Genomic DNA, 12,833 nt, shown 5'->3' on the forward strand with positions numbered 1-12,833 from the left:
GTGCCGAACCCCGGGTTGCGTCCCGATCAGCACGTCGATCGGGTGACAACCCGGGGTTCGGCACCGTGCCCCGACCGTCAGCTCCAGCGGAAGAGCCGGATCGCCAGCGGGAGCAGGACGACGGTCCACAGCGCCATGACGACCATCTGCAGCGTCGGAAAGCCGTCCTCGAACCAGCCCGCCGTCAGCGCCTGGGACGCCGCCCCGAGGGGCGTGTACTGCCCGATCTCGCGCACGACGTCGGGCATGATCGGGCCCGGCGTCCAGAGCCCCGACAGGAACAGCATCGGGAAGTAGATCAGCGTCCCGACCGCCGAGGCGGTGCTCGCCTTGGGCGCCCGCGCCGCGACGAGCGTCCCGAGCGAGAGCATCGACAGGATCGTGAGCAGGAAGGCCAGCAGGACGGTCCCGAGGTGGCGGGGCACGGCGAGACCGAACGCGAGCTGGCAGACGACGAGCGCGATCGCGGACGCCGCGACGATCGCGACGAGGTTGATGACGAGGTGCGCGACGACGATGCCCTGCGGGCGCATCGGCGTCGTGGACAGCCGTCGCAGCAGCCCCTTCTCGCGGAAGGTCGCGAAGTAGACCGGCATCGTCGTGAGCGCGGGCGTCGCGACCGCCGCGGAGAGCACCACCGGGACGAACGCGGCGATCGCCGTGAGGCCCTCCCACGGCGCGCCCATCCCCTCGATCGGGTCGCGCATGCCGGGGATCGCGAAGCCGACGCCGATCAGCAGGACGGTCGGGAACGCCAGCGAGAAGAAGACCGTGCCGGGATCGCGCAGCCACAGCCGCGCCTCGGTCGTCAGGAGGGTGCGGAAGCCGCGCCACCCGGCGACGCGGGTGGTCGGCACCGACGGGGAGAGGGTCGCGGTGGTCATCGGGAGGCTCCTTCGCGGCGTGCACCGGCAGGGGTGCCGGCGGCAGGGGATGCGGCGTGGTCGGCAGCGGTCGGGTCGGCCGCCGCGGTGGGGTCGGCCGCTGCGGTCGGGTCGTACGAGCGGCCGGTCACGGCCACGAAGACGTCCTCGAGGGACCGGGAGACGGTGCGGACGTCGTCGGGCACGACGTCGTGCTCCGCGAGCGCGAGCACGACGGCGGGCAGCACCCGGCGCGACCCGCGCACCTCGATCTCGCGGTCGGCCGGGCGGACGGCGTCGATCACCTCGATGTGCTCGACGTCCACGAGGCCGGCGAGCGTGTGCAGCGTGACGTCGTGGTCGACGGCCGGCACGCGGAGCCGCATCGTCCGTGAGTCGTCGAGCGCGTCGATGAGCTCCGCGGGGCTGCCCGAGGCGACGACTCGACCGCGGTCGATGACGACGAGCCGGTCGCACAGGCGCTCCGCCTCGTCCATGAAGTGCGTGACGAGCAGGACCGTCACGCCGCGGTCGCGCACGCGCTCCACGAGGTCCCAGGCGGTGCGGCGGGCCTGCGGGTCGAGACCCGTCGTCAGCTCGTCGAGGATCGCGACACGCGGGTTGCCCACGAGCGCGAGCGCGATGGACAGGCGCTGCTTCTGCCCGCCCGAGAGCTTCGCGTACGCGACGCCGCGGTGCTCCGTGAGCTCGAGCAGCTCGAGCAGCTCGTCCGCGTCGGCGGGCGACTCGTAGAACGACGCGAAGAGGCGCATCGCCTCGGCGACGGTGATCTTCTCGTTGAGCGCCGACTCCTGGAGCTGGATCCCGAGGGCGTCGCGGACCCGCTCCGGGTGGGTCTGCGGGTCGACGCCGAGCACGCGCACGGAGCCGCTGTCGGCCTCGCGCAGGCCCGCGAGGCACTCGACGGTCGTGGTCTTGCCGGCCCCGTTCGGGCCGAGGATGCCGAAGATCTCCCCCGGTGCGACGGAGAAGCTCACGTCCTCGACGGCGACCTTGCGGTCGCTCGAGCCCTTCGGGCCCGCGTACGTCTTGCGCAGGTGCCGGACCTCGACGACGGGAGCGACGGCGTCGGGCGAGGTCGTGGCGACGGATGTGGCGGCGGCCGTGGCGACGGATGTGGCGGCGGTCGTGGCTGCAGCGGCCGCGGGGCGTGGTGCGGTGGTCATGCGAACCTCCTGAGGGTGTGCGGGACCCGCCGAGCGGCGGGAGCGCCGTCGGACCAGGTCGTTCTCGGACAGGTGCGGGAGTCCCAGGCGTGCTGGGGTGCGGTTCAGCCCGTCGACACGCTCCGGGCGAACTCGACCGGCCGGATCGCGACGTCGCGCACGACGGCGCGGACGAGGAGTGCGGCGAGCGCGACGGCGGCGAGACCGCCGAGCGCCGCACCCCACACGGGGAGCACGGGCAGGCCGACCGCACGGGCCAGCGCCCAGCCGAACCATCCGGACTGCAGGGAGAGCTCGGCGACCGTGAGCGGGACGAGCGTGACCAGCACGAGTGCGGTGCCCCGCCAGAAGCCCGCCCGGTAGTACCCGAGCGCGATCACCGCTCCCACGAGGAAGTAGACGGCGCAGAACACCGACTGCACGAGGAGCACCAGCCCGAACTGCGAGCCGTCGGTGTAGAGGCGGTCGACCTCCGGTTCGGTGGGCCAGCCGTACCGGTCCGCCGCCCACCACGTGACCCACGCGACGACGGCGGCCGCGAGGCCGAAGGTCACACCGACGACGACGCCGGAGAGGGTCAGACCGTGGATGAACGACCGGCGGGTCCCGCCCGCCGCGACGTGCAGCGCGATCATCGCCAGCGGCATGATGATCCCCATGACGAGCAGGAAGTAGGGCGCGGACTCTGCCGGGCCGCCGACCGCCGTGATCTCCACGTCTCCGGCGCGCTGCATGACGAACAGGATGATGCCGCCGACGACGAGCGCGATCGCCCAGAACCACAGGCCGATGACCCAGGTCCAGCCGATCGCGTACTCGGCCGTCGCGCGGACACCCCGACTGTGCGATGCCTTCACGAGGGCGGCGCGCTGCGCCGCGCGGTCCGGCGGCGCCGGAAAGGTCTGGGTGCTCATCGTGCCTCCTCCCGGTCGGGCCCGGGTCGTCGGGTCAGGTGGACGAACAGGTCCTGCACCGGCACGCTGCCGACCTCGAGGCCCGCGCCCGTCGCGGCGACGCGCTCGTCGGCACCGAACGTGCCGAAGAGCGTGACCTGCGCGGTGCCGCCGAGGCGCTGCCGGGCGAGGACCTCGCGACCGTCGACGAACCGGTCGACGAGCTCGACCGGACCCGTGAGGCTCACGCCGCGCCCGCGGACGTCCTCCGCCGGCTCGGCGAGCAGCACCTTGCCGCGGTCGATGACGACGACGTCCTCGAAGAGCCGCTCGACCTCGTCGATCAGGTGGCTCGAGAGGACGATCGTGCGCGGATGCTCGGCGTAGTCGGCGAGGAGCGCGTCGTAGAACGCGTACCGGCTCGGCGCGTCCATGCCGAGGTACACCTCGTCGAAGATCGTCAGCGGCGCGCGCGAGGCGAGGCCGATCACGGCACCGAGGGCTGAGCGCTTGCCGCGCGACATCTGGTCGGGGTGCTTGCGCGGCGAGATCTCGAACTCGTCGAGCAGCCGTGCCGCGAGGTCCGCGTCCCAGTGCGGCCGCAGCGCGGCGTAGTACTCGAGCGTGTCCTTCGCCTTGCTGTCGCCCCACACGTCGCCGCTCTCCCGGACGAGCTGGGTGTGCATCATGGTCCAGGGGTTCTCGAACGGGTCCTCGAGCGCGGCGTCGGGCCCGACGCGCACGCTCCCGGACGTCGGTCGGCGGAACGCGGCGAGGAGCGCGGCGAGCGTCGTCTTGCCGGCACCGTTGCGACCCAGGAGCCCGGTGATGGTGCCGGGCCGGACGGTCAGGGTGGCGCCGGCGAGCGCGAGGTCGTCGGACCGCCCGTAGCGGACGACGACGTCGCGCAGCTCGGCGCCGAAGGGCTCGGGGGCGGTCGGGACGGCGCTCGGGGCGGAGCTGGGCCGGGCGGTCACGGGGTCACCTCGGGTTGTCGGTGGTCGGGTGGGTGGTCGAGCCCGCGCCGGGCTCGCGGCGCGGGCGACCGAGGACGTGCGCCACGATCTCGGTGGCAGGGATGTCGAGCAGGTCGGCCTGGACGAGCGCGGGGTCGAGGACCTCGGCGAAGAAGCTCTCGCGGTGGCTCGCGAGCAGTCGCTCACGCGCCCCGGGGGCGACGAACATCCCCAGGCCGCGCCGCTTGTACAGCACGCCCTCGTCGACGAGAAGGGCGAACGCCTTGGCTGCCGTCGCGGGGTTGATGCGGAACGTCGTCGCGAACTCCGTCGTCGACATGACTTGCTCCTCCTCTGCCGTCTCGCCCGCGAGGACCTGCGCCCGGATCATCTGGGCGATCTGGAGGTAGATGGGTTCCGGACCGTCGAACATGGCGCCCATCCTCTCCTGGTTCTCGTGTTCAGTGGTTCATTACTCCACTAATGAACCACGGGTGCGCAGCGTTGCGCAACCCCTCTGCCGACGGAGAACCGTGTTCGGCGAGGTAGAACCGTGGTCACTGATGGCGCACCCTGGACGTGACCGCGGCATCCCCCGTCGGAAGGAGACGGCGTGGAGGGAGCGTGCGAGCTCGCGGGCGGGACGCCGTGGGCGGAGCCGCTGAGCACGTGGACGAGCCTCGTGTTCGTCGTCGCGGGCGCGGCGATCATGGGGGCGACGCTCCGCGCCCGCCACCACGCGCCGTCGGGCAGCACCACGCCTTCCGTGCCCGACGGCGCCGCCGCCCGGCGCGCGCGGCTCGCCTTCGGCGTCCTGGTCGCGCTGATCGGGGTCGGCTCGGTGGTCCAGCACGGACCGTCGCCGTCGTGGAACCCCGTGGCGCACGACCCGCCGCTGCTCGGCGCGCTCGCGCTCGTCGCGGCGGACGCCGTCGCGGACCTGACGGGACGACGGCTGCGGACGTGGTGGTGGCTCGCGCCGACGCTCGTCGGCGTCGCGATCGCCGCGGTGAGCGTCCCGGCGTCGACCGTGGCGCAGGTGGTCGTGGCGGTGGTCGCCGTGGCGGCGAGCGTCGTCCGGGCCTGGCGACGCCCCGGCGTCCGACGGCGCACGGTCACCGCGCTCGTGCTGCTCGCCGTCGGCGGGACGATCGGGACGCTGACCCGCGCCGGGTGGCCCTTGTGCGACGCCGACGGGCCGCTCGGCGTGACGCTGCAGGGCCACGCGGTGTGGCACGTGCTCGCGGCGCTCGCGCTGTGGGCCCTCGCCCCGACGCTCGGCACCCGCCCGGCGAGGTAGATCCGCTCAGGTGAGGCCGAGGTGGACGAGCAGCGCCTCGTCGAGCGCAGCGGACTGTTCCGCGGTGAGCCGACCGGCCCGGTTCACGAGCCGTGACAGGTCCAGCGCCCGCACCTGTTCCGCCTGAGCCTTGGAGTCGACAGGTAGTCCTGCGGTGCCCGCCCCGACCAACACCTGGAACGTCAGGACGCGCCGGACGTTGCTCGTGAGCGGGACGACGGTGAGCACGCCCCTGCCGAGCCGTTGCGCCACGGCGTTGTGCGCGTCGGTCGAGACGATGGCGACCGGCCGGACCTTGTCCGACTCGGCACCCCGCACGGGCTCGAGATCCGCGTACCAGACCTCACCGCGGCGCATCGGGCTCGATCCCGTCGGCAACCGTGGCGTCCCAGGCCTCGGCATCGCCCGACGAATACCACTCGTCGATCGCGAGAGCGTACTCGTCCTGCAGGTCACGGTCGCGCAGCGCCTTGATCGCCGCGTGAAACGCGGCCGACCGGGACTCGAGGCCCTGCTCGGCGGCGTACTCGTCCAGGAACTCGATGTCGCGCTCCGGCAGGCTCACACTTACCTTCATACCGTTGATACTACCGGGGTAGGACGGCGTGGCACTACCCGTCCTGATGAGCGACCTGGTCATGCGACCAACCCCGCACCACTCGCCGCCAGGCAGGTTCGTCGGAGGCGCGTGACATCATCGCCAGGTGGCAGTCCTGTTCCTCGCTCCGGATGATGCCGATGTCGCTGCGCTGGTCGGGCAGGCCGCGTTCCAGCGCGGCTCGGCCTACCAGGCGCAGGGCATGGTCTTGGACGTGAACTGGGACGCTCGCGAGCTCAGACTCGAGGGGACGGTGCGTGGCAGCGGCAGGAACGCCTACGAGTGCGCCGCGTACTTCGTGCTCGTCGGGGACCGGCTCCAGCTCGAGGACGGCGACTGCACGTGCCCGGTGGGCGTCGACTGCAAGCACTCGGCGGCGCTCCTGCTCGAGGCCGCCGAGCTCGCCGCGGGCGGAGCGCTCCCCGGCGCCGCGCCGACCGGCGAGCAGGGACGCGACGGGCGCCCCGCCGTCGTTCCCGCCTGGAAGCGGGTGCTCGACCGGCTGCCGCTCGCCACCGCCCAGACCCCGGCACCGCGGGTCACGGCTCCGCTCGGGCTGCAGGTCCGGGTCGACGGGCTGGGAAGACAGAAGCTCGGGCGCCGGTCCCCCGGGCCGCTCACGGTGTCGGTCCGCCCGGCGGCGCAGGGACGGAACGGGGCGTGGTCGTCCGGGCACCTGTCGTGGGACTCGCTCCGCTACGGCCATCGCGGCACCCCGTGGGAGCCGCAGGCACACCAGTGGTTGCTCGAGCTGAGCGCCATGCGCAGTGCTGCGCCGTACCGGTACGACGCGAGCTCCTGGGAGTCCCTCGACGCGTTCCGGCCGCGCCTGCTGTGGCCGCACCTGGCACACGCCGTCGAGCTGGGCATCCCCCTGGTGGGCAGCACGAAGAAGGACGTCGTCCGGGTCGCGGCCGAGGCCCGCGCGGTGCTCGACGTCGGCGCCGCGCAGGACGGCCTCCTGCTCGCCCCGCGCGTGGAGTTCGATGGCGTCCCGGTCGCCGACGGCGTTCGTGGCGCGATCGGGGATCGCGGGCTCTTCGCGCTCGACGAGAGCGAGGGCGGGCGCGTGCTCGTCCTGGGGCCGAGCGCCGCCCCGGTCACCGACCTGACGGCGGACCTGCTCACCGGTGACCCGATCGAGGTGCCCGCGTCGGATGCCGACCAGTACTGGGCGGACTACCACCCCCGCCTGGCCCGCCAGATCGAGGTGCTCAGCACGGACGGAAGCGTAGAGCTGCCTGAACAGGCCGTGACGACTCTGGCCGTCACGGCGGTCTTCGAGTCCCCGACCCGGCTGCGCCTCACCTGGGGCTGGGAGTACGACACCCCGCGCGGCACCGTGAACCGCCCCGTGCAGGCCGCCGCGCTGGACGCCGACCTGCGGGACCTGGCGGCGGAGGAGCACATCCGGGTCGACGTCGTCCGGGCCGTTCAGGCGCTCCCCGTCCTGTCGCACCTGCGGCCGCAGGACCAGCACCTGCTCACCGGGCTCGAGGCCATGGACGCGGCCGACGTGCTGCTGCCGGTCCTCGACGCGCTCGACCACGTCCGGGTGGACGCAACAGACGTCCCCGAGTACGCCGAGCTCGGCGCTGCGCCCACGGTCCTGCTGGGCGCGACGGAGACCGACCAGACCGACTGGTTCGACCTCGCGGTGGCGGTGGAGGTCGACGGCCGCCAGGTGCCGTTGCCGAACCTGCTCCGGGCCCTCGCCCACGGCGACGACCGGTTGCTCCTGGTCGACGGCTCCTGGCTGCGGCTCGGGCACCCCGCGCTCGAGCGTCTGCGCGAGCTCCTCGACGAGGCCTCCCGGCTCAGCGACCAGCCCGGCACGCCCCGGATCAGCCGGCACCAGGCGAGCGTGTGGGGCGAGCTCGAGGAGCTGGCCGACGTCGTGGACCAGTCCGAGCGCTGGCGGCAGTCGGTCGGTGGTCTTCTCGCGCTGGCCAGGAACGAGAGCATCGACGGCGCCCCCGCTCGCCCTCGGACGCTCTCCGCGCCGTCGGGTCTGAAGGCCGAGCTGCGCCCGTACCAGCAGCGAGGCTTCGAGTGGCTCGCGTTCTGCTACGACCACGGGCTGGGCGGCATCCTCGCCGACGACATGGGTCTCGGCAAGACGCTCCAGACCCTCGCGCTGATCACCCACGCGCGCGAGCAGGGCGCGAACGCGCCGTTCCTCGTGGTCGCGCCCGCGTCCGTGGTGGGGAACTGGGCCGCGGAGGCGGAACGGTTCTCCCCCGGGCTGCGGGTGGCTGTCCGGTCGACGACGGGTGCGCGGGCGACGGCGCCGCTCGCCCAGGAGGTGGCCGACGCCGACCTCGTGGTCACGTCGTACGCGATCTTCCGGCTCGACGTCGACCAGTTCAGCGAGGTCGAGTGGGCCGGGCTGATCCTGGACGAGGCGCAGTTCGTCAAGAACCACGCCAGCCGGGGAAACGCGTGCGCCCGCGCGCTGCGCGCGCCGTTCAAGCTCGCCGTCACCGGCACGCCGATGGAGAACGACGTGACCGAGCTGTGGGCGCTGCTCGCCGTCGTCGCGCCCGGCCTGTACCCGTCGCTGCAACGCTTCCGCGAGGACTACGCGAAGCCGATCGAGGCCGCGTCCCGGCCGAACGCCGACGACGACGCCCGCGCGCTCGCGCGGGACCGGGTGGCCCGGCTGCGACGGCGCGTGCGCCCGCTCCTGCTGCGACGCACCAAGGAACAGGTCGCGCCCGAGCTGCCGGAGCGCCAGGAGCAGGTGCTGTCCGTCCAGCTCGCGCCCAAGCACCGTCGCGCCTACGACGCCCGTCTCCAGCGCGAGCGCACCCGCGTGCTGGGACTGCTCGACGACTTCGACAGCAACCGCATCGCGATCTTCCGGTCCCTGACGACGCTGCGCCGCATGGCGCTCGACGCGACGCTCGTCGACGCGACGGCATACGCCGGGGTGCCGTCGAGCAAGCTGGACGTGCTGTTCGAGCAGCTCGTCGAGGTGATCGCGGAGGGCCACCGCGCGCTGGTGTTCTCCCAGTTCACGAGCTATCTGTCGCTCGTGGAGGAGCGCTGCCGCGCGCTGGGGATCGAGTACGCGCACCTCGACGGCTCGACCCGCCACCGCGCCGACGTCGTGCGCGGGTTCAAGGAGGGCACCGCGCCCCTCTTCCTGGTCAGCCTCAAGGCCGGCGGCTTCGGGCTCAACCTCACCGAGGCCGACTACGTGTACCTGCTCGACCCGTGGTGGAACCCGGCGACCGAGGCGCAGGCCGTCGACCGCGCCCACCGGATCGGCCAGACCCGCAACGTCATGGTCTTCCGGCTCGTGGCGTCGGGCACCATCGAGGAGAAGGTCATGCAGCTCAAGGACCGCAAGGCTGCCATGATCGGAGCCGTACTCGGCGACGACGAGGACCTCTTCTCCCGGGGTCTCAGCGCCGACGACGTTCGCGGGCTGTTCGACGGCGACAGCGGATCGCGGTAGCTGCCCACGACCGGACGGGGTCGGCACATCGCCGCCACGAGATGCGACATGTTGCCGCCCAACCCGCCCTCGCAACGACAACTCCTCACATCTCAACAGCGCGACACGCATCTGACCCGGGACCACGCGCCGTCGGGCACCGGTCGAGCTCGTGCCGGCCACGCCTCTGCGCGCTGCCGAACACGACCTGAGGGACGTCATCGCGCGGATGACGTCCCTCAGGTCGTGTTCGGCAGGAGACGGGTCAGGCCGTGGTCGCCGCGGCGGGGGTGAACGCCGCGCGGACGGCGTCGAGGTCGGCCGCGACGAGCTCGGCGAGCTGCACGGCGTTGAGCGCAGCGCCCTTGCGCAGGTTGTCGTTGGACACGAACAGCACGAGCCCCCGGCCGCCCGGGACGGACTGGTCCGTGCGGATGCGGCCCACGAACGACGGGTCCTCGCCGGCCGCCTCGAGCGGGTTCGGCACGCCCGACAACGCGACGCCGGGCGCGTCCGCGAGGATCTCGCGGGCGCGGTCGGGCGTGATCGCCGCACCGAACTCGGCGTGGATCGCGAGCGAGTGGCCGGTGAACACCGGCACGCGCACGCACGTCCCGGCGACGGCGAGCTCGGGCAGGCCGAGGATCTTGCGCGACTCGTTGCGCAGCTTCTTCTCCTCGTCCGTCTCCTCGAGACCGTCGTCGACGATCGACCCGGCGAGCGGCACGACGTTGAACGCGACGTTGCGCGGGAAGGCGACAGGCTCGGGGAAGGCGACCGCTCCGCCGTCGTGCACCAGCCCGACGAGACCGGCCCCCGAGCCGTCAGCGACCGCGGCCTCAGCCGCCACACCCGCGACGGCCTGGGCGCGCAGCTCCTCGGCGCCGGCGAGCCCGGCGCCGGACACGGCCTGGTACGTCGCGACGATCAGGCGCTCGAGCCCGGCCTCCTGGGCCAGCGGCGCCAGCACGGGCATCGCGGCCATCGTCGTGCAGTTCGGGTTCGCGACGATGCCCTTGCGCGCCTCGCGCAGCGCGCCGGGATTGACCTCGGACACGACGAGCGGCACGTCGGGGTCCATGCGCCACGCGGACGAGTTGTCGATGACGACGGCGCCCGCCGCGGCGAAGCGCTCGGCGTGGGCCTTCGACGTCGCACCGCCCGCGGAGAACAGCGCGACGTCGATGCCGCGCAGGTCGTCGGTCGGGGTCGCCGCGACGTCCTCCACGACGACGTCCTCGCCGCGCCACGGCAGGGTCGATCCCGCGGAGCGCGCGGACGCGAAGTAGCGGACGCTCGCGACGGGGACGTCGCGCTCGTCGAGCAGGCGGCGCATGACCGCGCCGACCTGGCCGGTCGCGCCGACGACGGCGACGTGCAGGCCCGGGAGGTTCTCGGTGCTCATGTTCTGGTTCCTCTCGTCCGTCCGGTCAGCGGCCGGTGCCGGCGTACACGACGGCCTCGCCGTCGGCGGTGTCGAGCTCGAACGCGGTGTGCACGGCGCGCACGGCATCGTCCAGCGAGTCCTCGCGCGTGACGACGGAGATGCGGATCTCCGAGGTCGAGATCATCTCGATGTTGACGCCTGCGTCGCGCAGCGCCCCGAACAGCTTCGCGGAGACGCCCGGGTGCGACTTCATGCCCGCGCCGACGAGCGAGAGCTTGCCGATCTGGTCGTCGAACTGGAGCGAGCCGAACCCGATCTCGGCCTGCAGCGCGCTGAGCGCCGACATCGCGGCCGGACCGTCGCCCTCGGGCAAGGAGAACGAGATGTCGGTCAGCCCGGTGCGCGCGGCCGACACGTTCTGCACGATCATGTCGATGTTCACGCCAGAGCCCGCGACGACCTCGAAGATGCGCGCTGCCGTGCCCGGGACGTCGGGCACGCCGACGACCGTGATCTTGGCCTCGCTGCGGTCGTGCGCGACGCCGGAGATGATCGGGGCTTCCATGACGGTCTCCTCGGGGATGTCGGCAGAGCTGGTTCCGGCTGTGGGTGCGGGGTTGCGCGCCATGTACGCGTCGGCGCTGACGAACGTGCCCTCCTTGCCGGAGAACGACGAGCGGACGTGGATCGGCACGCCGTACCGACGGCCGTACTCGACGCAGCGCAGCGCGAGGACCTTGGCCCCGCTCGCCGCCATCTCGAGCATCTCCTCGTACGTGATGCGGTCGATCTTGCGTGCGCTCGGGACGATGCGCGGGTCGGCGGTGAACACGCCGTCGACGTCCGTGTAGATCTCGCACACGTCGGCGTCGAGGCCCGCGGCGAGCGCGACGGCGGTCGTGTCGGAGCCGCCGCGGCCGAGCGTCGTGACGTCGTTCGTCGACTCCGTGACGCCCTGGAAGCCGGCGACGATCGCGACCTGGCCCTTCTCGATCGTCTCGCGGATGCGGTGCGGCACGACGTCGACGATGCGCGCCTTGCCGTGCACGGCGTCGGTGATGACGCCCGCCTGCTGGCCGGTGAACGACTTCGCCTTGACGCCCAGGCTGTTGATCGCCATCGCGAGCAGCGACATCGAGATGCGCTCGCCCGCGGTGAGGAGGATGTCCATCTCCCGCTGCGGCGGGAGGGGGGTGACCTGCTGCGCGAGGTCGATGAGCTCGTCCGTCGTGTCTCCCATGGCGGAGACGACGACCACGACGTCGTTACCGGCCCGCCTCGCCTCGGCGATGCGCTTGGCCACCCGCTTGATGCTCTCGGCGTCGGATACCGACGAACCGCCGTACTTCTGCACGACAAGTGCCACGTGCTGCTCCGTCTGTCGCCGGCCTCCGTCTCTCTCAACGGCCCGCCGGGTGCTTGTGGGACTCACGATGATAGGCACGCGGCCCGACGTCCGGCCAAGTCCGTCCCGGTATGCGAGCCCCGGGGAGCGGTCAGAGCGGCGACGGCCTCGGCTCGACGACCGCCGCGACGATCGCCTCGATGGCGAACTCGCTCACCTCGCCGAGGTCGACGAGCGTGGGGTCGAGGAGCCACTGGACCTGGAGGCCGTCCATGACGGCGAGGATCGCGGCGGCTGCGTGGCGCACGGTCATGGGCGCCTCGACGCCGCGCTCGACGCACAGCTCCTGGAACGCCTCGACCGCCTCGGCCCGCAGGGTGCGATAGCGGATCTCGAAGAACTTGCGGGCGGGATGCCCGTCGGTGACGGACTCCGCGGACAGCACCGCGTACGCCTGGACGATGCCGGCGCGCTGCGCGTTGAGGAACGCGGTCCGCACGAGGTGGCGGAACATCTCCAGCCCGCCGGGGATGTGCTGCGGCTCGAGCTCGGCGACGTCGGTCTCGTCGCGGAACCGCAGGACCTCCAGCAGCAGGTCGTCCTTGGACCCGAAGTGGTGGAGGATCCCGGCGTGCGTCATGCCGACCTGCTCGGCGATCTCGGCGAGCGGGCCGTTGTGATAGCCCTTGCTGCCGAAGGTCACCATCGCGGCGCGGAGGATCTCCTCGCGACGGCGCACGGTCTCCGCACGCATCCGGGGCCGCCTCACGCTCGTGCTGCTGGGCATCGTCGCCTCCGCTCGTCGTCGCTGTCGTCGGTCCCGCGCAGGCCGTCGACGGTCTGCGCCGGGGCGATCCTACGC

General features: G+C 72.7%; 12 protein-coding genes. 2 read left to right on the forward strand and 10 right to left on the reverse strand.

Translation table 11 applies throughout. The annotated features are described in order from the left end of the window. Positions 1-77: 77 nt before the first annotated feature. The 5 genes from AC4H2G_RS09230 to AC4H2G_RS09250 form a co-directional block, all read right to left on the reverse strand. Positions 78-884 (reverse strand): ABC transporter permease, encoded by an 807-nt coding sequence (locus AC4H2G_RS09230; RefSeq protein WP_494365461.1) that lies wholly within the window; start codon positions 882-884, stop codon positions 78-80. Then, the gene (locus AC4H2G_RS09235; protein WP_494365462.1) at positions 881-2,050 is read right to left on the reverse strand and encodes an ABC transporter ATP-binding protein; all 1,170 of its coding nucleotides are present in this window, start codon (positions 2,048-2,050) and stop codon (positions 881-883) included. The genes AC4H2G_RS09230 and AC4H2G_RS09235 overlap by 4 nt, the downstream gene beginning before the upstream one ends. A gap of 104 nt (positions 2,051-2,154) precedes the next feature. Next, on the reverse strand, positions 2,155-2,964 hold the full coding sequence (locus AC4H2G_RS09240; RefSeq protein WP_494365463.1) for a hypothetical protein: 810 nt from the start codon (positions 2,962-2,964) through the stop codon (positions 2,155-2,157). Then, positions 2,961-3,920, reverse strand: a complete 960-nt coding sequence (locus AC4H2G_RS09245; protein WP_494365464.1) for an ATP-binding cassette domain-containing protein — start codon at positions 3,918-3,920, stop codon at positions 2,961-2,963. Before AC4H2G_RS09245 ends, AC4H2G_RS09240 begins: the two co-directional genes overlap by 4 nt. Positions 3,921-3,924: 4 nt before the next feature. Continuing rightward, the gene (locus AC4H2G_RS09250; protein ID WP_494365465.1) at positions 3,925-4,332 is read right to left on the reverse strand and encodes a GntR family transcriptional regulator; all 408 of its coding nucleotides are present in this window, start codon (positions 4,330-4,332) and stop codon (positions 3,925-3,927) included. A gap of 180 nt (positions 4,333-4,512) precedes the next feature. Here AC4H2G_RS09250 and AC4H2G_RS09255 point away from each other — a divergent pair, with 180 nt between their 5' ends. Then, positions 4,513-5,199: a hypothetical protein gene (locus AC4H2G_RS09255; protein ID WP_494365466.1), complete on the forward strand. Its 687-nt coding sequence runs from the start codon at positions 4,513-4,515 to the stop codon at positions 5,197-5,199. Between the two features lie 6 nt (positions 5,200-5,205). Here the strand turns inward: AC4H2G_RS09255 and AC4H2G_RS09260 are convergent, their stop codons facing one another. Both AC4H2G_RS09260 and AC4H2G_RS09265 read right to left on the reverse strand, forming a co-directional pair. Beyond that, positions 5,206-5,556, reverse strand: a complete 351-nt coding sequence (locus AC4H2G_RS09260) for a type II toxin-antitoxin system PemK/MazF family toxin (protein ID WP_494365467.1) — start codon at positions 5,554-5,556, stop codon at positions 5,206-5,208. Further along, complete coding sequence (locus AC4H2G_RS09265) at positions 5,543-5,764, reverse strand: ribbon-helix-helix domain-containing protein (RefSeq protein ID WP_494365468.1); 222 nt, start codon at positions 5,762-5,764, stop codon at positions 5,543-5,545. Before AC4H2G_RS09265 ends, AC4H2G_RS09260 begins: the two co-directional genes overlap by 14 nt. 139 nt (positions 5,765-5,903) lie before the next feature. Between AC4H2G_RS09265 and AC4H2G_RS09270 the strand changes: the two genes are divergently transcribed. Next, positions 5,904-9,260 carry an SNF2-related protein gene (locus tag AC4H2G_RS09270; RefSeq protein WP_494365469.1) on the forward strand — a complete coding sequence of 1,119 codons (3,357 nt, stop codon included), beginning with the start codon at positions 5,904-5,906 and terminating at the stop codon, positions 9,258-9,260. Between the two features lie 244 nt (positions 9,261-9,504). Here AC4H2G_RS09270 and AC4H2G_RS09275 read toward each other — a convergent pair whose 3' ends face one another. The 3 genes from AC4H2G_RS09275 to AC4H2G_RS09285 form a co-directional block, all read right to left on the reverse strand. After that, the gene (locus tag AC4H2G_RS09275; RefSeq protein WP_494365470.1) at positions 9,505-10,644 is read right to left on the reverse strand and encodes an aspartate-semialdehyde dehydrogenase; all 1,140 of its coding nucleotides are present in this window, start codon (positions 10,642-10,644) and stop codon (positions 9,505-9,507) included. Positions 10,645-10,669: 25 nt separating this feature from the next. Next, entirely contained in the window at positions 10,670-11,992 is a 1,323-nt protein-coding gene (locus tag AC4H2G_RS09280; protein ID WP_494365471.1) for an aspartate kinase, read from the reverse strand. Between the two features lie 130 nt (positions 11,993-12,122). Beyond that, positions 12,123-12,758 (reverse strand): TetR/AcrR family transcriptional regulator, encoded by a 636-nt coding sequence (locus AC4H2G_RS09285; protein ID WP_494365472.1) that lies wholly within the window; start codon positions 12,756-12,758, stop codon positions 12,123-12,125. Positions 12,759-12,833 lie beyond the last annotated feature (75 nt).

The organism is Cellulosimicrobium sp. BMG9.23 (assembly GCF_059159985.1).